A 24,816-nucleotide genomic window follows, 5' to 3' on the forward strand; every position below is an offset into this window, starting at 1 on the left:
CGCTTTATTATACTCTATCAATACAAATTGGATTTGTTCATTCATGTCCCGTGGAATAGAAACCAAGTTCGATAGCTTAACACCTCGAATTGCCGGTGCACAATGATATCCAATGATATGGTCAATTGAATTCATCATAATAATACCTGCCTGTTGCACATCGTTAGAATTACCTCTAATGAGAATAATTCCTATAGGCTCATAGTACTCTTGATGAGAAAAATTGTCAAGAATAATTGATATATATTTTCAATAATTATTTATTATTTGGTATGTAATAAACCTTTAACTTTAGGGAATACAACACTATCATTAGCTTCATCAACAGCGATTAAATGAGCATTTGGTCCTGTATATTTATCTTCAGAAATACTAATATGTAATATCTCATTATAAGAATTATTATTAGCTACACTTTTATATTTCAATGTACCTTCATAGGCATTGCCTTGTTTTACTAATGGATTTATTACCGTAAAAGTGCCAAGCGCAGGGCTCTCACCCTTGTTAATAGCAGCGGCCAATGCACCAATTGAAGAAGAATCTGTATTCATATGTTTTGCTTCACTCATACGACCAGATAATTGTTTACCTAATACAACATTAGCATAAACAGCATATCGCATTTCGTTTTCTGTTTTAATATTTAATGTATATACATCTGCAGAAGATACACCTGCTTCAAGAAGTACAGATTTAACGTCTTTTTTCCCTTCCCCTGCAAATAATGCTTTAGGGTTATTTTGATACATAGTAACACCTTCAGGCAATTTAACACCTTGATATGTTACAGTTTGACTTCTATTTAAAATGGACTTGATATTTGCTGCAGAACCCGTAGCTGGCACAGATGCCAACACAGCCGCTGCCGTAGCAAGTAATACTAATTTCTTCATATTTTTCCTCATCAAAGCTTTAATATAATAAGCTAACAATACAACATCTAGAGATTAAAGCCAAACAATGGCTTAGGCTATTCTAGACATCTATTGTCATTAAAGTATTTATAGTAATAACCCAGTGTTAAAGAACCGCCCACCAAGGAGCGGTTCTTTAACATTATAGTAATATAAAATAAGCGTTATATTATTTCTTTTGTGCCTTAGCCCAACTATCACGTAAACCAACAATACGGTTCATCACAATGTGGTCTGAAGTACTGTCTTTATCAGTTACAAAGTAACCTTGACGCAAGAATTGGAAATGATCCCCTGGTACAGTTGTAGCAAGACTTGCCTCACCTTTACTCTTGAATACTTGTAAAGACTCATGATTGAAATCACCTAAGAAATCTTTGCCATCAGAATCTTCTTTAAGCAGGTAATCATATAAACGGGATTCAATATCTACTGCAGTAGACGCTTCAACCCAATGTAATGTGCCCTTAACCTTACGTGTACAACCGCTACCGCTCTTAGTTTCAGGGTCATATGTACAGTGAATTTCTGTAATATTACCATTTTCATCTTTAATAACATCAGTGCATGTAATGAAATAAGCTCCTTTCAAGCGTACTTCTTTGCCTGGTGCTAAGCGGAAAAATTTCTTAACTGGTTCTTCCATAAAGTCACTGCGTTCGATATAGATTTCACGGCCAAATACAACTTCACGATTACCAAGTTCTTCATTTTCAGGATTATTTTCAACTGTACAAAGTTCTGTTTTGCCTTCTGGATAATTTGTAATAATAACCTTTACAGGATCCACAACAACCATAGGACGCTTAGCTTTAAGTTTCAAGTCCTCTCGAATACAGAACTCAAGCAAAGCAATATCTACAACGCTATCTGCCTTCGCTACACCAATGCGCTCACAGAAATCACGAATAGATTCCGGTGTATAACCACGGCGGCGTAAACCTGAGATTGTCGGCATACGAGGATCATCCCAACCAGATACAAGTCCAGCTTCAACAAGAGCACGCAATTTACGTTTGGACATAACCATTTTAGTTACATTCAAGCGAGCAAACTCAATTTGTTGTGGAATTTCAGTATCATCCCATTCCTCTAACACCCAATCATATAATGGTCGGTGAACTTCAAATTCTAATGTACAAATAGAATGCGTAATGCGTTCAATAGCATCTTCAATAGGATGGGCAAAATCATACATAGGATAAATTTTCCACTCATTACCCGTATTATGATGCTCTGTATTTACAATACGATAAATAACAGGGTCACGCATTACGATATTAGGATGCGCCATATCGATTTTTGCACGCAATACCTTTTCCCCATCTTTATATTTACCAGCTTTCATTTCTTCGAAGAGCATCAAATTTTCTTCTACACTACGATCACGGTATGGACTATTGACACCAGGAGTAGAGAAATCGCCACGATTTTGTTTAATTTCATCTGCAGTTTGATCATCTACATAAGCTTTGCCAAGCGTGATTAATTTCTTAGCATACTCATACATTTGGCCAAAATAATCAGATGCATAGCGTGGTTGTTCATTCCATTCAAATCCAAGCCATTTAACGTCTTCCATGATGGAGTTTACATATTCGACATCTTCTTTTACAGGATTTGTATCATCAAAGCGAAGATTTGTTAAACCATTGTATTGTTTACCAATACCAAAGTTTAGGCAAATAGATTTAGCATGTCCAATATGCAAGTAACCATTTGGTTCTGGTGGAAAACGAGTCAATACACGCCCACCGTATTTGCCAGTTTCGTTATCTTTGTTGATAATAGCTTCAATAAAGTTAACAGATACAACTTCTTCAGGAGCTACATCTTTTTCAATGTCTTTATGTTCCAACGTTCTTACCTCCATAGGAAAAATATTCTTTTATTTTACCATACTTTGTATAAAACCGCATATCTTTTAATGTCTTGCACTGTTAGTCGAAATCGGTTAAATCAACGCCAGCCTTTTTAAGCTCTTCTAGCGCAGACTCTACATCCATTTGAGGTTTCTTGTAGTTCACGTCTTCGTTCACACATGTTTTTAACGGTTTCTTATGAACGCCGGCAATAATATTATCTGCTGTCAAAATAGACATGTCATAACGAGTCCTATCTGTGTAAGAGCCAATATGTGGTACAATGAGGCAATTTTCTACATCTAATAATGGATGATCCACTGGTAATGGTTCTGGATCCGTCACATCGAGTGCCGCATAATCAATTTCACCTGTATTTAAGGCATTAATGAGTGCCTCTGTATCAACGATAGGACCACGACCTACATTTACAAATAAAGCGGTATTTTTCATCTTCTTGAAGAATGCTTCATCACACATATGATAGGTTTCATCTGTTAATGGAGCCATTACACAAACTACATCACTAGTAGCTAAAAGGTCATCTAGCTCCATATAAGTAGTCTTATGAATCTTATCATCCAAGCGTTGATTACGATTATGATATACAACAGTCATACCAAAGGCACGGGCGCGGCGAGAAATAGACACGCCGATAGCCCCCATGCCAATGATACCAAGAGTGCGACGACTTAAATCAAAACCTTTAATATTAGAAGGTCTTTGAGCCCAACGACCGTCTTTTACAAAGTTAGCATTTTCTATAATACGACGACTAGCCGTGGCAATCAAGGTAAATGCAAGTTCTGCTACCGTTTCATTGAGAACACCTGGTGTATTGCCATAAGGAATGCCTGCCGCTGTTAGTTCATCAATGTTTACATTATCATAGCCTACGGCCGCTTGTGCTATAACCTTTAAATTTGGCGCATTCTTTACAAGATCAGCATCTACATCTAAAGGTCGTACACACCATAAACCATCTGCATCAACGAGCCATTCCTTCAGTACCTCACGAGGCATCACTGTTTTTTCAGTCCATTGGCGCACATCTACATGCTCTTTTAAATATGCAATCGCATCTTTGCGAACCAGTCCATTTACTACTACTAGAGGTTTCTTTTCCATGTATATCCCTCCCTAAAAAATTCTATATATTATAATTATATTTTATACTAGAAAGCTAACGTAATACAACAAAAAGGAGTAAGGCCAAAACCTCACTCCTTTTATGTATAATTTAAATTTGAACTAGTTCAAATCTGCAGTACAGTTAGGACATTTAACTGCATTAATATTGATTTCAGATTTACAGAATTGACATTCTTTCGTTGTAGGTGCTTCTGCAACTTCCTCTTCTTTCGCGGATTTCATCATTTTAGCCAAGCCACGAACCATCAAGAATACAACAAATGCCAAAATCAAGAATTGAATCAAATCAGTAATAAATGTACCATATGGCAATACAGATCCAGCTGCACGAGCTGTAGCAATATCAGCGCCAGCCATGAATGCATCTTTAGAACCTGTGCTCAATGGCAAATACAAATTACTAAAATCAATACCACCTGTGAATACACTGAGAACAGGCATGAATAGGTTGTTTACAACAGAATTAACCAATGCTGTGAAAGCAGCACCAATAATCATACCAATAGCTAGGTCCATCATATTGCCTTTGAAAGCAAATGCTTTAAAGTCGTTTAAAAAGTCTTTCATTTTCATACTCCTAGATACGTTTAATTGAGAATGCATTAATAACAGTACTAATCATAAAATAAAGATAAAAAGATGTCAAGAAATTTCGATGTAGTTTTTAAAATTTAGTTAATGTAGTTTTTCATAATTCTATCTATTATTGTAATAAATCGCTTATTATGCGTATTTTTTACACCATATTTCCTATGCCTACACTCTAAAACGCTATGTTACCTTCGAAAAAATAGAGTCTAACAAAACTTTGGTCAGACTCTATTAATTAGAAGTAGTAATGTATTACTCCATTAACCTAAGCCTAGCGAAAGAAGTTTAGCACGCTCTATTACTGCAATAAATGCAGGTGGTATCATGGAAGCATCTAAAAATTGACTAATACGTCGCCCTACAATTACTCCTTTATTAGCATAAAACCAAGAGAAGTAATAGATATGTAAATCATCCAACTTACGATCCGAAATATTTGGTAAACATCGTTGTACAATTTGGCTTTTAGTAATACCTAATTTAGCATAACCACGCCGCGCCATATCCTTTGTTACCATCGGACGAGCGTCATCAATAATGTCCTTGATGATGGCATCCATTATGGAACGCTTGTGCATCGCAAGCAAATATGATACAAAATCCATTTCAAAACAAATTTCCTGTGTGTAAAATATATTGCTATGTGCTTTTGCATATTTTCCCTCTACATCGCGATCATAGAGCGCTACTGTAGGAATAGAGAATCTATTAAACAATTTTTGTAATTTACTAATAGAAGACTCTCCTCGGGCATTGATAAGACAGATGCCAAAGTAATCAAAATCTACACCCAATCGTTTACCAAAACCTGCAAAGCTACCGTATTCTGTCTCTCCTTCTACAATGATAATACACCGAGCGTAGAGCGCCTCCTTAGCCTCTGGAAAATGCATAATCAAATGCTTCTCTACCTCTTTAGGGAAGTTAAACGTAACCCCACAGGCTGCACAGACCATATTATTTTCATCCCGATAAAGGCGAATAATGTGCCGATAATCATCAACAAGCGCATCTGTACTATGTGTAACTACAAAAAGTTGTCCTAACAATCCATCAATTTTAAATACATCTCGCAACAACGCTAAAAACTCTTCATTTTCATTAGTTGCAATTTGACGGTAATAATTGAGCACAGCGCGTTGCAAATACGGACTTAAATGTAGCTCTGGCTCATCCACACTTATAAAGATTGGTAAAAACTTGTATCCCTTTGCATCATATACAAGTAAAGATTCTAAATTTGTAGTTGCACTACTCACTTTCATATAAATTTGAGCCAAAATCTTGAGAGCCACAGCCATAATCAATCGTACATTATCAGCAGAATACTTACGTTCCATAGCGGAGGATGTAGACAATACCTCTACAAGATGTTGAATATTGAGCATACAGTAAGGATCTAAATCCTTACGTAAACTAACAATTTCACGCTGAAAATCATCAGTAGGCATTTCTAATCGAGACACATAAGCTTGTAATAGCTGTCCTAATTCTACATATATAGAGGACGGTATAGAAAACAGTTCCTGCTCTGAGGTATCGCGATGACACACATATAAAGCATGACGAATCATAGACAACGGCATAGGCTCAATCCCTGCATCAGTGACTCTGTATAATCGTGGATATACCTCTTGTACAACTTGTTCAAGTCGTAAACGGTAGGTAGGTCCCTCATCAGCAGTATACATGCTTTTATAATTTAACTCACCTAGAGATATTTCAAAATCAATGCGAATAGGCTTATTTACATCCGTAAAATCACTTTCAATAAAACCATGGCACTCCATGATAATTTCTAAGAGATCTAAAAAATTAGACTTACCTACCGCATTTTCACCGACAAAGTAATTAATATCATTGTGAAAGCTTAGCGTTACATCGGCTAAGTTCCTATAGTTTTCAATATGCATCCATTTTATATACATAGCTCCTCCGTCTGTAGCTACTTTCAAAATGAAAAAGCTCTAGTATATTTCATTACAATAAATCACTAACTAATACCCCTGTATTTTATCTTTTATGTAAAAAGGTGCCAATCACGAATGTAATCAGCACCCCCACTGTCATATACAGTCTGATACTGTATATATTCGACATTTATTTAATTTTATCCTCTATAACCTTGCCCTCTCTTAATGGACCACTCTGTTCTTTAAGACGCGCCAACATGACAGAGGATATAAACATAGCAATACCAGCTCCTACTGTTGCTATGGATAAGCTTTCACCAAAGATCAAGAACCCATAGAAGGAACTAATAAATACGCCAACGTATTGCAAGAATTGAGCCACTACAGCATTGGTCGTAACAAAGGCGCCAGTCAAGAAAAACTGAGCCACTACACTAATACCACCGATAGCGAAGATAATGAGCCAATCTGTACCTTGAGGCATAACGAGCTTATCAGTAGTGACGAGGCCCGCAATCATGCCAGTAATCATGAAATAGGCCATGATTTCAAAATTACTATGTTGTCCGCGTTTACTAATAGTTCGTATCGTCGTATAGGCCGCCGCAGCTAAAGCAGCACCTAAAATTGCTACCAATGCATACCAAGAAAATGATTCATAACTAAAAGGATTTACCATTACTAAGACAGCAATCAAAATGACTCCAAGCCATTTGCCAGCCCCTTTAGGTATCGATTCCTTCAGAAACAGAGCACTAAAGATAAAAACAAATATTCCTGTCGTCTGAAATAGAATTGTTGCATCAGATAATTTTATGTGTACCAATGCTATGAAATTACATACCATACCAAAACCGCCGTATAAGCCACGCATGACGAGGAGCCCCCGATTCTCTTTTGAAAAACGGATGCCCTTCACATACATGATAATGAGCACCGCAACAGTCCCAAAGAACCCACGGGCAAAAGCGATCTCCCCAGGTGGAATATTTGTCCCTAACAGTTTTACAAATACATTCATCGTACTAAACAAAAGTGCAGATAACAGTGCATATATAAGGCCCTTTTTAGCCATAGCCCCTCCTATAATTATATTTCTCTATATAATTATAAACCCATATTTCTATAAATAATGAATACATCAATACATACTAACAAAATTCCATATCATATATGATGAATGTTAATTTAATGAGAAAATGAATTTAATTGGTTAATCAATAAAAAATGATTACTCAATAAAAAACATATAGATATGCCGCCCTTCTAAGGAAAGGCGGCATTGTATTATTTAGAGAATGTATCTACAAAATCTAAGATTTCTTGTTTCATATTCTCTTTGTCGATTGCTTTTGTAAAGCGCAATGGTTTGGATTGTAAGGCTTCCAATTGTTTAGGGAAGGCAACACCCGTTACAGCAGAGATATTATCTAAGCTTTCATAAGGAGTCTCGCCCACCTTGATATCCAATGCCTCACAGATTGGTGTAGGAAATTTAAACGGATGTGCTGTAGATGCAATCACTGTATGACGAGCGCCATCTTCAGGATGCTTCTCCAACTCCTTCATATACGCCCCCATAGCAACCGCCGTATGAGGATCCATTACATAACCGTAAGAATTGTATACTTGTTCAATGATTGCTTTTGTTTCTTCATCATCAACGTAGGCACCAGCAAAATCAGTCTTAACACGTTTGAACTCTTCTTCATTAACAGTTAATTTGCCTGTTGTTTTAAGATCTTTCATCCATCCTACTGTACGTTCGCTATCTTCACCAGAAATATAATATAAGAATCGTTCAAAGTTAGAGGATTCAAGAATATCCATAGATGGAGAAATCGTCGTATAGAATGGGCGGTTCATATCGTAGGTACCGTTTTCAAAGAAGTCAGTAAGTACGTTATTTTGATTAGATGCACAAATCAATTTGCCGATAGGAATCCCCATTTTTTTAGCATAGTAAGCAGCCAAGATATTACCGAAGTTACCTGTTGGAACTACAACGTTGAAAGCTTCGTCTTCATGGATTGCACCTTGTGCAACCAGTTCAGCATAGGCATTTACATAGTAAACTACTTGTGGAGCTAAACGACCAATATTGATAGAGTTCGCACTGGAGAACATAACTCCTTTTTCAGCAACCTCTTCAGCAGTCGCTTTATCAACAAAGAGGCGTTTCAAGAATTGTTGAGCATCGTCAAAATTGCCATGAATAGCCGTAACATTAACATTCTCCCCTTCTTGTTTTTGCATTTGTTCCGCTTGCATAGGACTAACGCCATCAGTCGGGTAGAATACTTGAATATGAGTTCCCGGTACATCCTTGAAGCCCTCAAGAGCTGCTTTACCAGTATCACCAGAAGTAGCCGTTAAGATAAGAACCTCTTTTTTCTCACCCTCAGCCTCCTTAGCAGCTACTAAAAGGTATGGAAATAAGGATAATGCCATATCTTTGAAAGCTTGTGTGCGGCCATGGAATAGTTCCAATACGGAAACCTTTTCCAATAAAGAGTGTAATGGTGCAATATCGCGGGTGCTGAAATTAGCATCGCAGTAAGCAGAATTAATCATTTCATTTAAATGAGCTTCTGAAAAGCATGGAAACAACTTTGCTAAAACAACGGCTGCTACTTCTTGGTAGTTTTTATCTTTCACATCATTGTAAGTTAAGCAGTTTGTAGGAAATAAAGATGGTACATATAGGCCACCATCCTCTGCTAAGCCGTGCAACAATGCATATGTTTCATTTACCGCAACGGTACCTCGGGTGCTAGTATAATTCATGGAATACCTCATTCATAACTACAATGGATTTTTACGAGTTTAATAGATTTATTATAGCATAAAAGCGCCCACTTGGGGCGCTTTCTATAGAATTATATAATAAATTTTAATCTGATAGATAAAACCAAATATTACTAACTAATTAAGTGAATATACAGCTTTCCAATATTAATCAGAATTCGGTTATAGTTCACCTTCCGCAATAGCATCCAATGTATCAAGAGATGGGATGAAGAATAACATGCCAGTAATAGGTTTGGAGTAATCAAGCAATTTATCGTTTTGCGTAAACATATTGGTAAGCATTGTTTTAGTTACATCCCAGTAACGAGCATAACCGATGAAATATGTACCACGTACGCCATGTCCTGGTTGAGCAAATGGAACATTCATACGAACGATTTTGTGTTCTTCGTCATCACGATTATCTTGAGCCACTACATTGTGAGCTGCCGGATCTTTTTCATCATCCTCTAATTCAATATCGCTAAATTTACGACGTCCAATGAATTTTTCTTGCATTTCTGTAGGAAGTGCACGCCATGCATCAAGATCATGTTCATATTTTTGAGCAAATGCATAAGAGCCGTTAGTGAATTCAGGATCTTCATCACCAATAACGCCCCACTCTACAGCCTCTTGGCCAACAGGGTTTTCCGTACCATCAACGAAATCAATAATCGCACGACCTTGTTCGTAGTGGAAGCCATGGGTTTCATCTACAACAGATGTAATAGGGCGTAAGAACTCCATAATTTGATCTACTACAGTATACGTAACAGATTCATCATTAGAGCGGACATGCAAAAATAAGTCAGCTGCTACAGCTGGTACATCTTGTTTATCACCTTTTATGCCTTGGAAGTCTTCTAACTCTTTTGGTACCGGTGCATTAGGGAACAAATAATCCCATGCCTTACGGCTAAAGCCAAAGGCAATGCCCAAACCTTCCCCATTAGCGCGAATACTAACAGAACGTTTAATGGCTTGAATACGATCTGCCATATCTTGAATCACTTCAAGTTCTGCCTCATGATCTTTACGGTTTAATAACAAAGTAGTGAAGTTGACACTTTGGCCAGCATCTTTATACACATCTTGTGTTCTAGAAACATCTACTGCCATTTGGTACCTCCTAATGAGAAAAACTATTATAAAACCATCATAAGCTATTATAGTTTTACTGTCTATAAAATATATTATATTGTATCAATACTATATTCCATTAATGTTAAAATTTATAAACTTAATTGAATCAATGACTACTCGTTTGAGAAAAATAGGATTAAACCACAACATATTCTAACCATGTAAATAACTATATAAAGGCTAAAAAGATATGTAAAAAACTAAAAGAAAAATAATTACACAAAAAAAGAACTCACACAAAATGTGAGTTCTTTACTCTGGTGGACCACCAGGGGTTCGAACCCTGGACACCCTGATTAAGAGTCAGGTGCTCTGCCAGCTGAGCTAGTGGTCCATGACATGAATAATTATATGCTTATTTTATAGGAATGTAAAGAAAATTTATTACACTCCTATAAAATATCAACATTCATATTATTAATATTGTAATACCCAATCCTTCATAATATTACAGGCCTCAGTAGGGAGTAAGTCACTAGTCCCTACGCAATCTTCACCACTATATAGTTGAAGCACACTATGAGTGCGGCTTACTTCTTTAACAATAACATTCGTTAAATTAGACTTAGGAACGCTAAACTGTAAACCATAACGACCAAAATAGGTAAAAACAGACTCTTGTGTATCGTATTCTATATGGACTTGAAGCATCTTGCCTCCAGGCCAGCATGATTCAATATTTTCCTTTGATCTTGGTTTTAAAAAATCAAAAAATCCCATACTACCCTCCGATTCGCCACATTGGTCGTTCTGGTTGCTCCATGCCTATACCATCATGTCGTTCTTGTTTTCGTTGCAAAGCACGTTCGATATGCTTAGCTAAAGCCTCTTCTGAGGCACCATTGCGCACGAGCGATACAAGGTCAGCCTCATCATCTCGCAACAAACACAATCGCATTTGACCATCAGATGTAAGGCGCACACGATTACAGGTATCACAATAACTATGAGACATAGAAAAAATAAAGCCTACAGCCTTACCACTAGGTAGTGCCAAATATGTAGCAGGACCAAAGCCATAAACAGAATGAACCTCTGTGAGAGATCCGCCACTAACGCGTTCTAATTGTTCCTTCCATTCATCAAAGGTAGGCCCATGAAAGGCATCACCTTGGAACGGCATGTATTCAATAAACCGCCAAACAACAGGCCATTTTTCAACATATTGTAATAAAGATTTAACTTCATCATCGGACCAATAACGAGATAAAACCGTATTAATCTTAACGGATTTAAAGTTAGCATTAATAGCACTACGTATACCGTCGAGAACAGACTCCAACTGTCCCGCTTTGCCAACACAGGTAGCAAAAGCTTCAGTTTCAAGAGAGTCCAAACTAATATTCACACGATTCAAGCCAATTTTTTTTAACCGTTGCGCTCGTGAAGCTAATAAACTACCATTGGTAGTCATAGAGATATCTTCAAACCAACCTGATTCTTTAATGCGACCTAGTAACTCTTCGATATGTGGATAGAGCAAAGGCTCACCGCCTGTGAGGCGTACTGCCTTCACACCAATATGATGGAAGGCCCCTAATATATTCATCCATTCATCAACAGATAATAGTTGTGTTTGACTTTGAGGAGTAATTTCTGCAGGTCGGCAGTAGGGACAACAAAAATTACACGCATCTGTCAACGACAGACGTACATATTCAATTGTACGACCCCATGCGTCTTTCATAACACACCTCATTTACTAATACGAAATTATTTAATAATAGATACTTCATCACCTACATGAATCGTACCAGTTTTAAGAACCTTACCAAAGATACCTTGTGTAGGCATAATGCACGAACCAACTTGTTTCATAATTTCACAACCTTGATGACACTCTTTGCCAATTTGAGTAATTTCAAGAATCACATCATCACCTACTTGTAAGTGAGTCCCTACAGCTAATTCATAAAGAACCATGCCTTCTACTGTAATGTTTTCAGCGAAATCACCAGGTTTAACATCTGCACCTTGTGCCCTCATGTGATCAATACTCGCAATACCAAGCAAGCTGATTTGGCGATGCCAATTTCCTGCATGAGCATCTCCCTCCATCCCATGATCTACAATGAGATTGGCGGATTCAATATTATGTTTTTTTTGCCCTTTTTTCTCACTAATGGAGATAGCAATAATCTTTCCGTCTGCCACGTGCCCCTTCCCTTCTTATGGGAACATTCCATATACATAACTTTTTATAAACACTTAATTGTAAATCCAGACTGTATTCCTATTTTATGAAAGTATCACAAAATAGTTCTACAATTATCTATATATTATAGCATAGTATTCATACATTTTCCCTGTGAATTTAATCACTAAAAAGAACTCTATTCTATAGGAATAGAGTTCTCGTATGTATTATTTAGCGACGACCCATTTCTTGAATTTCATCGCCATGATTAACACCATTGAGTAATAAGTTAAGCAAGATTGCCGTAATACTACCAAAGGTAATGCCAGATTTTAATATAATTTGTGCCCAATCAGGGAAATTAGCATAAAAGTTCGGCGCCGCAATAGGGATCATAGCCACACCAATACTAATCGCCACAAGCATCAAGTTATGATTACCATCAAAGCTAACCTTGCCAAGAGAGCGAATACCGCTAGCAACAATCATGCCAAACATAGCAATGCCAGCACCACCGAGTACTGCATTTGGTATACTAGCAACAATAGCGGCTAATTTAGGGAATAAACCTAACAAAATTAAGATTACTCCAGATGCAGCTACTACAAAGCGACTTTTAACACCTGTAACCGCAATAAGTCCTACATTTTGAGCAAAGGCTGTATATGGGAAACTATTAAGAATTCCCCCTATTAAAGTAGAAATACCATCGGCACGAATAACAGAAGCCAATTCTTTTCGACCTATTGGCTTATCCACAATTTCACCAATAGCAATACTATCACCTGTCGTCTCTACCATGACAACGAGCATGACGATAATCATAGATAGTACAGAAGCCCAGTCAAAGGTTGGCAAACCAAAATAGAATGGTTCAATGAAAGCAACCCATTGAGATCGACCAACTTCATCAAAATTAGCAACCCCCATTGCAAAGGCAATTGCTGTGCCTGCGATCAAGCCTATTAATACAGAAAGATTACTTAAGAAACCTTTAGCAAACTTGTATACAAATACAACAATTAAGAACGTAAGAAACCCAAGTCCTATGTTTGTATAGCTTCCAAATTCTGGATTTCCTACGCCGCCCCCCATCCAATTAATGGCAACTGGCATTAAGTTAATCCCAATAAGAGTAATTATGGTTCCCGTTACAACAGGGGGGAACAGTCGAATTAGACGGCTAAAGAATGGAGCTACTATAAAAGTAAATAGACCTGCTACAATAATGGCACCGTAAATGGCAGTCATACCATGCTGTGCCCCAATCATAGTCATAGGTCCGACAGATGCAAAGGTAACACCTTGGATCATAGGGATACGCCCACCTATATTACCGAAGCCTAATGTTTGAATTAAGGTCGCAATGCCGCAGGTAAACAAGTCTGCTGTAATAAGTCGAATCAAGTCCTCCACCGGTAAATTCATCGCCTGTGCCACAATAATCGGTACCGCAACAGCTCCAGCATACATAGCAAGTACATGCTGTAAACCAAAGGCAAAGAGCTGTGGTATGGGCAGCATGCTATCGACCGTATTCATTTGTTTTTGATCTGTCATAATGTCTCCTACATAAAATCTCGAAATATCACCCGTTTATTTTACACTATCGTTCGGATTTTAACAATACAAAAAAGAGAGTCTATTATTTTATATGTATTAATAGGCTCTCTTTATATTATTTCCCGAACTTTTATAGTTTGCTCGGTTATATTATTGGATTTATATTATAATCTCTTATTATTCATATAACCCTATGATAGACGACTCTTTAACATCAAGATCTTTTTCAATGGCATACATCTTAGATGTTAGTTCTGCTACAAAACTTTCATCTTTAATACCAGATAAATTAATACGCACATTCAAAAAAGCCGATTTCACCGCAGCACGCGCATTAATGGCAGCAATAATACCATCTGTAATAAGGTTTTGATTCCCCTTACGAGAGGCTAATTCTGCTAAATCAAATATTTGATTCGCTAATTCTCCAATTTCAAAAGGTACCATAGCCGCATCTTTGTATGCTTGTTGAATAGCAGCTGTACGCGCAGCCTTTTCTTCATCTGTATTCTTTGGCAATCCTAAGGCGTTCATAAAGATATTAAATACATCTGCATCAGCTTGAGATAATTCGAGCATGCGCTTGCGAATCGCTTCTGCTTTAGCTTGAAGCTCCTCCATTTCAGGCTGAACCGCTTCATAGCCCTTTTTACCAACTGTTAGGTTGGCTACCATTTCTGCTAAAGCCGCCCCCGTTGCGGCAGTCAATGCCGCAATAGCACCACCACCTGGCGTTGGCTCTTTAGAGGCAGTAGCAGCCACAAAATCTATTACTCGTTGTTCTACTAATTTCATAACATAGCCTCATGTAAAAATACTTTCTATTAGAACAAGCCTTTAATTGTGCCGTCTGCTTCGATATCCATATTAAGAGCAGCAGGACGTTTAGGAAGGCCCGGCATAACCATTACGTCACCTGTACGACACACGATAAAGCCTGCCCCATTAGCAACACGAATATCGGATACAGTAATTGTAAAGCCAGTTGGTGCGCCTAAAAGAGCTGGATTATCGGATAAGGAGTATTGCGTTTTCGCCATACATACAGGCAAACGATCAAGTCCCCAATCTGCTAATTGTTTAATTTGCTTTTTGGCTTTGTCCGTAAAGATAACACCATCGCCACCATAAATAGTTTTAACGATTTTATTAACTTTGTCCTCTAAACTATCTTCTAACTCATATACGAATTTAGGTGTTGCCTTAGGGCCTTCAAGTAACTCTACAACTTTTTTCGCCATATCAGTGCCGCCTTCGCCGCCCTTTTCCCAACATTCATTAAGCTCTACAGGCACGCCAAACTCATCACATAGGCGAGTCAACTCAGCAATTTCTGCATCTGTATCGCTAGCAAATTTATTGATTGCCACTAATACAGGCACATTGAAATAACGCATGTTTTCAATTGCTTTTTGTAAGTTGCTGAAACCTTTAGTTACGGCTTCAACATTTTCTGTATTCAACTCTTGTTTTGGTACACCACCATGCATTTTAAGAGCTCGTAATGTAGCTACGATAACGATTGCATCAGGGAAAATATCGCCGTATCGGCATTTAATATCAAGGAATTTTTCAGCACCCAAGTCAGCGCCAAAGCCGGCTTCAGTAACTACGATATCACCAAGCTTAAGTCCTAGTTTTGTAGCTACAATGGAGTTACAACCATGAGCGATATTTGCAAAGGGACCACCGTGAACAATAGCTGGTGTATGTTCCAATGTTTGTACGAGATTTGGCTTGATAGCATCTTTCATGAGAAGCGCCATTGCCCCTTGGCAACCAAGTTGATGAACATAAACAGGATCACCTGCTAAGTTACAACCGATAACAATGCGGCCAAACCGTGCTTTCAAATCTTCTAAATCCTTAGCGAGGCAAAGAATAGCCATGATTTCAGAAGCTACAGTAATCATGAAGTGATCTTCTCTAGGGAACCCACATACTTTACCACCGAGTGCAACTGTCACATTGCGAAGAGCACGGTCATTCATATCTAGAACACGAGTCCATGATAATTGACGCAAGTCAATTTGCAATTCATTGCCTTGATGGATGTGATTATCGATCATAGCGGATAATAAATTATTAGCCGCTGTAATAGCATGCATATCACCTGTAAAGTGAAGATTGATGTCATCCATAGGTACAACTTGAGCATAACCACCACCTGCTGCTCCACCTTTAATCCCAAAAACAGGTCCTAAGGATGGCTCACGTAATGTAGCGATAGCATTTTTACCAATTTTTTGTAAGCCTTGTACGAGACCAATGCTCGTTGTAGACTTACCTTCCCCAGCTGGTGTTGGCGTAATCGCTGTGACTAGCACCAACTTACCATCTGGCTTGGATTCTAAACGGCGAATGGCATCAAAAGAAATTTTCGCTTTATAATGACCATATTGTTCAATATCATCAGGTGTTAAACCACATTTATCAGCAATAACCTGAATCTTCTCCATTCTATTCTGTTGGGCAATCTCAATATCGCTTAACATAAAGCCTCCTCGGCACCATGGCCACATAAACCTATATAACAACTATTAGATAGACGTATACGTTTTGTAATATATGTCTACTGTGAATGTATATTTGTACACTTACATTACTCTATTATATGTGAAAGTTTCTCTAATGTCTAATACTTATGTCTAACAAATTTAGTAATCTATCTAATATATAACAAAACAAGCACAATATATGCAGGTAAGCAAGAAAAGGCCCTGACGTAAATATACATCAGGGCTTTCAATATATACCAAATACTTATCTTATTAGAACGGGAATAGAATTGGCAACAATATAAATGCCACTATACTAGATACAATGATAAGTGGTACCCCAGCTTTCACATAATCCATGAAGCTATAACCAGCTATATTGTATACCATAGTATTAGCAGGCATACCAATTGGTGTAGCATATGCCAAAGAGCTAGCAATTACGATAGCTGCAAGTACTGCTTTAGGATCAAATCCAAGCTGAGATGCTAAGCTAAGACCGATTGGAACTAATAACGCACAAGTAGCTGTATTAGACATAAAGTTTGTCATAAACACACCAAGCACAAAAATTACTACTAACACAACGATTGGAGATGGGCTTGCTCCAAGACTATTAACGATAATGTCAGTAATTACACTACCAGTACCAGTTTTTACCATTGCATCACCGAGAGCCATAGAACCAGCAAATAGCATAATTGTTTTCATGTCGATAGATTTAACAGCTGCCGTTTCGCTAATAACATTAGTAGCTACTAAAACAAGCGCACCTATCCAAGCACTTACATAAAGTTTTACACCTAATTGTTTTTCAAAAATCATAGCAACGACTGTCAGAATCAATATAATCGCAGCAGTCCATTTCTTCCAAGATGGCACATGACTATAATCATCATTACCTTCAAAAGCGCCATCTGGTTGATGACTTGGAGCGTCTGGTAAGAAACGTTTACCAATTGTAGCATAGAATATAGTACCTACGATAAGGATTGGTAAACCTACTAAACCATAATCAAAGAAATTAAAAGAACCTAAGCCTGCTTGTTGTAATCCTGCTTGAGCAATCATGTTACCAGGAGCACCGATAAGTGAGATATTACCACCCATGGCTGCCGCAAATACGAGAGGCATCAATAACTTAGTTTGTTTAAAACCACTCTTTTTACAAATACCGATAATTACAGGAATCAGTACAGCAGCTGTACCAGTATTAGATAAGAAACCAGATAAAATACCTGTAATCATCATAACAGCAACAAGCAAAGAGGTTTCAGTTTTAGCAAACTTATGAACTACATTACCTACACCTACTGCGACACCTGTTGCCAAAAAAGCTTCACCAATAACAAACATGCCCATAAATAGTAAGACGTTTGGATCCACAAAACCTGCGAATGCTTCTCTAGCGGATAATACCCCACTTAAGTGTAGGCCTACCGCTACAACCATAGCGGTAATAGACAAAGGGATTTTCTCCCACGCAAACATGACGATGGCAAATATCAAGAAGCCAAGAGTTATCATTACACTCGTATCCATATATACCTCCCAATACGTGTAATATACCTAAAAAAGGGTACAAAAAAGGAGGATTGTACAAAATCCGTATAATCCCCCTATTAAGTTAAGCTCACAATGAGATTATTTAATGAAGTTTACGTGTTTATAAATCGCTTCTAACACTTCTTCTTTCTTCGCATTGTATTCTACTTTTTTATTTTCAAAGTAGTTATTACCGTCTGCATCAATAGATACGATGAGCGGACCAAATTCTTTAACCTTAAAAGTCCACAAAGTCTCACACATACCTAATTCACGCCAATTAGCAGATTCTACTTTTTCGACTTCTGTAGCAGCAAGTACGGCATTACCTGCAGGGAATACACAGTGTAGTGCACCAAAGTCTTTGCAGGCACGTGCTGTTTCAGGCCCCATGCCACCTTTACCTACAATGAGACGTACACCTGTCTTTTTAACAAATTCATATTCGAATTTTTCCATCCTCATAGATGTAGTAGGTCCTACAGATACAACTTCAAATTCATTATCGCTTATAGTACGAATAATTGGACCTGCATGAAGTATAGCCCCATCTTTAACATCAACCGGTAACGTTTTACCTTCTTCTACCACACGACGATGCCCCATATCACGACAGGTTGTAATATGCCCAGTCAAATAAATCACATCACCTGGCTTAATGCCTTCTAAATCAGATTTTTGAATTGGTGTAGTTAATATTTTCTTAGCCATTATAATGTCACTCCTTTATGAGATTTAACTGTGCAATTACCATCCTTGTCAAATACGAGATCGCCGCGGCGATGATTCCAACAACCTACACTAACAGCACAAGAAATAACAGATGGATGACGTGTACCATGTTCAATATTCACACCTAGTACAGTTTTATCCCCACCCATACCTTGAGGCCCAATACCAATCTTATTAATTCCATCTTCTAACAATTGTTCCATATAAGCCGCTTTTTCATTAGGTGCTTTTGAAGATACAGGGCGCATTAATGCTTTTTTAGATAATCCAGCAGCGGTATCAATAGTTGTAGCAATCCCTACACCTACCAATAGTGGAGGACACGCATTCAATCCATAGCTTGTCATCAAATCAAGAACAAACTTAGCAACACCTTCATAGCCTTCGCCTGGCATCAATGTTTTACCTGACCCTGGCAAGGAACACCCGCCACCAGCCATATAAGGGAAGATTTCTACATCATCGCGACCAGGAATGATATCCCAGTGAATATAAGGTGCAGTGAGGCCAATATTTTTACCAGTATTAAACTCATCAAAAGTTTCTACACAGTTCAATCGTAATGGAGCCTCTTGTGTAGCCTTATAAGTTGCTTCCCTTAGAATATCTTCTAATTCGCCTATTAAGGGATAATTAGATCCAACCTTTACCCAAAATTGTAAGACACCTGTATCTTGACAAGAAGGACGATTAAGCTGAGCTGCTAAATCCATATTATGTTGCATTGTTTCATAAATAGATTTGGCCATAGGATTTTTTTCATCCTGTGCTAATTCATGAATCTTTTCTTGTACATCATCAGGCAATACCTTTGCCATATAAGAAATGAAATTAGCTATCTTATCAGTCATTTCTTGTACTTGTTGTTCCTTCGTACTCATCGTAAACCTCCAAATGGACTTCATTATTTAAGACGTGATTATTTATGTTTCGAAACCTTAGCTCCTTTCGATGATTTCATTGTACTCTTTTTTTAGGATATAACTATCCAATTTACAAGTTCATTTTCAATGGTAAAAGTCTGTTAAACACATACAAAATTTCCTTAATTATTCTCTTTTAACCCATTAAAAAAATACAATTTCACCTATATGATTGTACAAAAAAAGAGCACTACCATCGGATCGTAGTGCTCTTTCACCATATATTTTAATAGGATTAACAAATATACAAAATCACCTAAACCTAATGATTGTATATCCGCTCAAATTTAATCTCAAAAATATGCAACTATAATCAGTTACAATGGTATATAACAATACCAGTTAATCTTGTAATTTTTTTACAACCATCTCAAGTTGTTCTCTAACGTCATTTAACTTTTGATTAGCCACTTCTAATCTAATCTTATTAGTAGAATCATCTTGATATGGTAAACAAGATTGTAGTATCTCTATAATATCATGTTCTTGTGTTGATATAATTTCCTTCCAATCATGTAATTTTGTTTTACGTCCTATTTCGTTTGCTTGCTTACGATATTCAGATGGCGTGGTATGGAAATGTTTTTTAAAAGCTACATTAAAAGCTTTAATATCCGCAAAACCACAGCTACTTGCAATATGTGCAACTGCATCATTAGAATTAACTAAACGAACTGTAGCCTCCCTCAATCTTAATCGTAATACATATTCAAGGAAGGAGACACCTAATTGGCGTTTAAAAAATTGTGATGTATAGTTCACATTATAGCCACCTATTTTTGCAAGATTTTCTAATTCAATTTTTTGCTGATAATTCTCATCTATATAAGCAATCATTTTATCGAAGGTGGCTACTGTTATATCGACAGGCTTTGTATGTACATGAATAGATTTAACCTTATTAATTTCTTTATATATATCGCTAACTAAAGATAAATAATGATACTCCACATCTAATCGATTAGTAGGACTTTCACCATTCACCATCAATAACATCATCATAGCCGCATGATGACGCAATGTGGTAAAGAAAGAGTTGTACCGATTACTTTCATCAGAACGTAATACAAATTGATACATTCCAAAGTTAGGATCAAACTGCTGAAAGAAATCCTTTCCGACATGAATAACAAGAGCTGTCGTATCTTCTTCCAACGCCAACGTAGCATGACCTACTTGAGGAGAAATAATAATTGTATCAAGAGGCTCCATTGTAAAAACCTCACTATTACAACTCATATCGATTCTGCCTTTTAACAAAATCAAGATTTCTACACCACTATGCCAGTTGTAATGATATGTACTAACCTTATATATATCACTATTGAAATCTATATGATTGTGTTTATAGGTATAGTGAAAGTAATCCATGACAACGTAACACCCCTCATAAAATCAAACAAATACCTCTCAATTATTTACATAAAAAATGCACCCCTTATTAATCAAAGGGATGCATTCATTATGATATATATAATTAGCAACGGTCAACAGTAATCTTATTTTACATGTCAATAATTTATAGTTTTATGTTTCTATAGCATTATATATCTATTCTTAAAATTACATAACCGCTGTAATAGCTGCTGCTAAGCCAAAGAAGATACCTGGTGCATTGGCTAATGCTACTGGAATATCTCTATGTTCTTTAAACAAACCATACGCTACCCATAATGTACAGTTGATTGCAGCTACAAGTGGTTGAATCCAATCGCCAGTACCTGGATGAGCTAGGTTATGCATGATTTGTGGGAAGTAAGATACATACATAGCTACAGCAGTAACAGTTGCAACTTTACCTACGTTTTCCATAAATTTTACTTGATTCATATATCCTCCAAAATTATAATTTACTAATTTTTTACTCCTGATGAAATATATTCTACTCAGTTTAGTGAATATAACTATCCAAATTAAAAGGTAATTTTTATAGTAAAATCAACGGAAAAAATAGATTTCTCTCGATTTATTGTATTTTCAGGGTGAATTTATATATAAATCCACCTAGAAAGCACATATAAAAAAGCACTACTTATCAACAGTAGTGCTTTTTCAATAACTTTATAGGGTTTCTTGATATAGAAATTTACCCAATTCTAATCTTTCTATATGTGTCATAAATTCATCAAAATAATTTGCTTCCCAAACTCTTATCATAAGAATATAGTCACAATAAAAATATAGTTATCATAAAACCCAATTATAAATCCTTTACTACATCGGCTAACTTTTCTTTCAAAGATTCCAATTTTTTGCTCATAAATTCCAATTCGCTCTTAGCTCGGGAATCATCTTCATACGACAAGAATGAATGCAATACATCAAGAACATCTTGATTGTCTACAGAAATAATTTCTTTCCAATCTTGTAAGACGGTTTTACGCCCAATGCTTTTGACTTGCTTACGATATTCTGTGGGGGTCATATTAAAGTGTTTTTTAAAAGCCACATTAAAGGCTTTCACATCTGCAAATCCACAATCGCTTGCAATTCTTGCGACAGCCTCATCCGTACTAGCTAAGCGAACAGTAGCGTCACGGATTCTTAACCTCAAGACATACTCAACAAATGAAATCCCCATTTGCCGTTTAAAAAACTGCGATGTATAGGCAATATTATAGCCTCCAATTTTAGCAATATCTTCTAACTCTATTTTCTGCTCATAATGCTCATCAATATAGGCAATCATTTTATCAAAAGATGCCGGTTTTATATCGCCAGGTCTAGCATTTCCATAAACCTTTTTTATAGGATTAAATTCTCTAAATACATCACCGGCCAAAGCTAAGTAATGGTGTTCTATCCACATTCGATGTACTGGGCTTTCACCTTTAGTCATCAACAACATCGTCATAGCAGCATGATGGCGTAAGGTTGTAAAGAATTCGTTATGACGCGTACTATCATCTGAACGCAAAACAAATTGGTACGATCCAAAATCCGGATCATACTGTTGATAGAACTCGTTACCTACATGAATAACAAAGGCTATAGCATCCTCTTCGAGGGCTAATGTTGCATGCCCCACTTGAGGAGAGATAATCACGACATCAAGAGGTTTCAACGTAAAAACCTCACCATTGCAACTCATCTCAACACTACCTTTTAACAAGATAAAAATCTCTGTTTCTGCATGCCAGTTGTAATGATATGTACTAACCCTATATATGTTACTGCTAAACTCTATATATTTATGTTTATATGAATAGTCAAAATAGTCCATTACACTTTTGCTCCCTAAGGTAATTTCGCTCTTAACGCCAGTTCTTGTGCTTTACCTACATTTAACAAATCAGTTTCATCCTGTGTCCAAGTACCAAATAACACGTTCTCTACAATAGTGCCAACTGGTTCGGTACATTGTTTGGAATTATACACTTGTACTAAATTCCGTTTATAAACTTGAACACTTTCAAACAAGCCACTCTGTTCAAGTTCATTAATATTAGATACCAAAGATTTAACAATCCCATCATGATGATCTTTAGGTGTGGCTCTAGCTTGTAAAGGATCCACTACTAGCATTTCTAAATATCGTAATTGTGTTGTCAAGTAAGATAGCTCTGGCTTGGTAGCAATCAAACAAAAGTCGACAGTATAACCTTTAGACTTTAATAATATAGCTGTTTTTATTGGCACTGCAGCTGAACGCAATGTACCTTCAATAATTAAATTGTATTGTAAAGAGCTTAATCTATCAATTATGGCCTCTACCATCTTACCAGCAAATACTTTTGTGTAATCTACACTATCAACACCATATTTCTCCTGTAGTGCTCTAAAGTGTGGATGCTGAGCACGATAAGTATCTCCATCAATGATAATATAGTCCCCTTTGGACTCTATCATTTTCGCACGATGAATGGTAGTTTTCCCAGCCCCACTTTGACCACCTAAAATGACCGCATGAGGCATACTAGATATGTTTTTGTTAAAAGTTAATAACTCAATAGAACGCTCTAGGACCTTATTAAAATCCTCAGAACTATATAAATCAATATCTTGTAAGTCACTCTTCTCATTAAATTTTTTAGAATCACTAATACTATGAAAAGCTCGAATTAATGATTCTTTAATTTTATTTTCAAGCTCTGTCATACCTGTTTTTAAGGATTCTAATTCATCAATAGATGTAACCATATATAGCTCTGTATTTACAATATGAGAAAATGCTTTTAATAACTCTACACAGTTACTAGCACTACTTTCCTCTACTAATTTACATAAGCGCGATAGTCTTTCTGAGCTTTGCTCTTTTATAACTTCAATTTTCAATGTTAAATTATATTGTTCAACTATATTCATAAATAGCCTCTCTCAATACATATAAAATGCACCCCTTATTGATCTAAGGGATGCATTTATTATGATATATTTATTTAACTACGGTCAACAGCATCTTGAAGCTTTCTCTTGCATCGAGGCTATGAGGCACTTCCGATGGCATAATCAAGGTTTCACCAGTCTTCACATTATGCTCCGTATCACCAACAACGATATGCGCTTCTCCATCGAGGATTTGCACAATCGCATCGCCTACTGTTACATGCGTAGAGATTTCTTCCCCCTTAGGCAGCGCAAATAGTGTAATGCTGAGTCGCTCATTTTGAGCAATTGTAATACTAATCACTTGCCCCTCTTTATACTCTAGGTGCTCACCTAAATGCAAAATTTCGTTTACCGGGATATTTTTTGTGAAAGTCTTACTCATAGAAATCACTCCTTATATAGCTATATAATAGTAAAAGTAAATAAAAAGTAGATTAAAACAATTTTATCAAAACCAATTGATATAACTAAAAAATATCCTTCCCTTAATTTTATTATAATTTAATTGAGATTTAATTTCAGTATCTTTGGTAACAAAATTAAAATTATTTTTTGATAAACGAAATGTTTTGAATAAACGCAAAGACGAGGCCTCCTAAGAAACCTCGTCTTTTTTACATTATGGTTAGCCATAAATATTATAGTTTTTTAACTAGTATATTTGTATCTAAAACTCTAAAACGCTATAACTCTAAAAAATCTAATGCCTTAGAGTAAG

22 protein-coding genes, 1 tRNA gene and 1 pseudogene are annotated in these 24,816 nt (G+C 36.7%); all 24 read right to left on the reverse strand.

Annotation, left to right across the window (positions count from 1 at the left end):
• Positions 1-159 (reverse strand): annotated as a pseudogene (locus KHY58_RS10015) (DUF3793 domain-containing protein); the annotation flags it as partial.
• Between the two features lie 104 nt (positions 160-263).
• Entirely contained in the window at positions 264-896 is a 633-nt protein-coding gene (locus KHY58_RS06940; RefSeq protein ID WP_221740907.1) for a hypothetical protein, read from the reverse strand.
• Between the two features lie 190 nt (positions 897-1,086).
• Positions 1,087-2,775, reverse strand: coding sequence for a glutamine--tRNA ligase/YqeY domain fusion protein (locus KHY58_RS06945; RefSeq protein WP_278472655.1), 1,689 nt, complete (start codon positions 2,773-2,775; stop codon positions 1,087-1,089).
• Between the two features lie 82 nt (positions 2,776-2,857).
• Entirely contained in the window at positions 2,858-3,907 is a 1,050-nt protein-coding gene (locus KHY58_RS06950) for a 2-hydroxyacid dehydrogenase (RefSeq protein ID WP_278472658.1), read from the reverse strand.
• Positions 3,908-4,030: 123 nt separating this feature from the next.
• Positions 4,031-4,498 (reverse strand): large conductance mechanosensitive channel protein MscL, encoded by a 468-nt coding sequence (mscL, locus tag KHY58_RS06955; RefSeq protein WP_004696554.1) that lies wholly within the window; start codon positions 4,496-4,498, stop codon positions 4,031-4,033.
• Between the two features lie 284 nt (positions 4,499-4,782).
• Positions 4,783-6,450, reverse strand: coding sequence for an ATP-dependent nuclease (locus KHY58_RS06960; RefSeq protein WP_278472663.1), 1,668 nt, complete (start codon positions 6,448-6,450; stop codon positions 4,783-4,785).
• Between the two features lie 172 nt (positions 6,451-6,622).
• Positions 6,623-7,510 (reverse strand): DMT family transporter, encoded by an 888-nt coding sequence (locus KHY58_RS06965; protein ID WP_195394633.1) that lies wholly within the window; start codon positions 7,508-7,510, stop codon positions 6,623-6,625.
• Between the two features lie 212 nt (positions 7,511-7,722).
• The gene (thrC, locus tag KHY58_RS06970) at positions 7,723-9,222 is read right to left on the reverse strand and encodes a threonine synthase (protein ID WP_012864628.1); all 1,500 of its coding nucleotides are present in this window, start codon (positions 9,220-9,222) and stop codon (positions 7,723-7,725) included.
• 183 nt (positions 9,223-9,405) lie between these two features.
• A complete protein-coding gene (locus KHY58_RS06975; RefSeq protein WP_008601474.1) occupies positions 9,406-10,347 on the reverse strand; it encodes a Dyp-type peroxidase in 942 nt (313 codons plus the stop codon).
• A gap of 282 nt (positions 10,348-10,629) precedes the next feature.
• Positions 10,630-10,705: transfer RNA gene (locus KHY58_RS06980), tRNA-Lys, on the reverse strand.
• Between the two features lie 83 nt (positions 10,706-10,788).
• Complete coding sequence (locus tag KHY58_RS06985; protein WP_278472665.1) at positions 10,789-11,091, reverse strand: hypothetical protein; 303 nt, start codon at positions 11,089-11,091, stop codon at positions 10,789-10,791.
• Between the two features lies 1 nt (position 11,092).
• The gene (moaA, locus tag KHY58_RS06990; protein ID WP_278472667.1) at positions 11,093-12,058 is read right to left on the reverse strand and encodes a GTP 3',8-cyclase MoaA; all 966 of its coding nucleotides are present in this window, start codon (positions 12,056-12,058) and stop codon (positions 11,093-11,095) included.
• A 26-nt stretch (positions 12,059-12,084) separates the two neighbouring features.
• A complete protein-coding gene (locus tag KHY58_RS06995; RefSeq protein ID WP_105086684.1) occupies positions 12,085-12,525 on the reverse strand; it encodes an MOSC domain-containing protein in 441 nt (146 codons plus the stop codon).
• Positions 12,526-12,739: 214 nt separating this feature from the next.
• Positions 12,740-14,068 (reverse strand): nucleobase:cation symporter-2 family protein, encoded by a 1,329-nt coding sequence (locus KHY58_RS07000; protein ID WP_012864632.1) that lies wholly within the window; start codon positions 14,066-14,068, stop codon positions 12,740-12,742.
• A gap of 180 nt (positions 14,069-14,248) precedes the next feature.
• Positions 14,249-14,866 carry a cyclodeaminase/cyclohydrolase family protein gene (locus KHY58_RS07005; protein WP_205112529.1) on the reverse strand — a complete coding sequence of 206 codons (618 nt, stop codon included), beginning with the start codon at positions 14,864-14,866 and terminating at the stop codon, positions 14,249-14,251.
• Between the two features lie 29 nt (positions 14,867-14,895).
• The gene (locus KHY58_RS07010) at positions 14,896-16,566 is read right to left on the reverse strand and encodes a formate--tetrahydrofolate ligase (RefSeq protein WP_278472672.1); all 1,671 of its coding nucleotides are present in this window, start codon (positions 16,564-16,566) and stop codon (positions 14,896-14,898) included.
• 276 nt (positions 16,567-16,842) lie between these two features.
• The gene (locus KHY58_RS07015; protein ID WP_278472675.1) at positions 16,843-18,111 is read right to left on the reverse strand and encodes an SLC13 family permease; all 1,269 of its coding nucleotides are present in this window, start codon (positions 18,109-18,111) and stop codon (positions 16,843-16,845) included.
• 102 nt (positions 18,112-18,213) lie between these two features.
• Entirely contained in the window at positions 18,214-18,825 is a 612-nt protein-coding gene (gene ttdB / locus KHY58_RS07020) for a L(+)-tartrate dehydratase subunit beta (protein WP_215675459.1), read from the reverse strand.
• On the reverse strand, positions 18,825-19,727 hold the full coding sequence (ttdA, locus tag KHY58_RS07025) for a L(+)-tartrate dehydratase subunit alpha (protein WP_215675457.1): 903 nt from the start codon (positions 19,725-19,727) through the stop codon (positions 18,825-18,827). Before ttdA ends, ttdB begins: the two co-directional genes overlap by 1 nt.
• A 384-nt stretch (positions 19,728-20,111) precedes the next feature.
• Positions 20,112-21,140: an AraC family transcriptional regulator gene (locus KHY58_RS07030; RefSeq protein WP_278469948.1), complete on the reverse strand. Its 1,029-nt coding sequence runs from the start codon at positions 21,138-21,140 to the stop codon at positions 20,112-20,114.
• Between the two features lie 192 nt (positions 21,141-21,332).
• Positions 21,333-21,599, reverse strand: coding sequence for a SemiSWEET family transporter (locus tag KHY58_RS07035; RefSeq protein ID WP_004698672.1), 267 nt, complete (start codon positions 21,597-21,599; stop codon positions 21,333-21,335).
• Positions 21,600-21,969: 370 nt separating this feature from the next.
• Positions 21,970-22,992, reverse strand: a complete 1,023-nt coding sequence (locus tag KHY58_RS07040) for an AraC family transcriptional regulator (protein WP_278472677.1) — start codon at positions 22,990-22,992, stop codon at positions 21,970-21,972.
• 14 nt (positions 22,993-23,006) lie between these two features.
• The gene (locus KHY58_RS07045) at positions 23,007-24,074 is read right to left on the reverse strand and encodes a zeta toxin family protein (protein WP_278472680.1); all 1,068 of its coding nucleotides are present in this window, start codon (positions 24,072-24,074) and stop codon (positions 23,007-23,009) included.
• Between the two features lie 70 nt (positions 24,075-24,144).
• The gene (locus tag KHY58_RS07050; RefSeq protein WP_128113931.1) at positions 24,145-24,480 is read right to left on the reverse strand and encodes a cupin domain-containing protein; all 336 of its coding nucleotides are present in this window, start codon (positions 24,478-24,480) and stop codon (positions 24,145-24,147) included.
• Between the last annotated feature and the right edge of the window lie 336 nt (positions 24,481-24,816).

Origin of the sequence: Veillonella parvula (genome assembly GCF_018366295.1) — a bacterium.
GTDB lineage: Bacteria > Bacillota > Negativicutes > Veillonellales > Veillonellaceae > Veillonella > Veillonella parvula_P.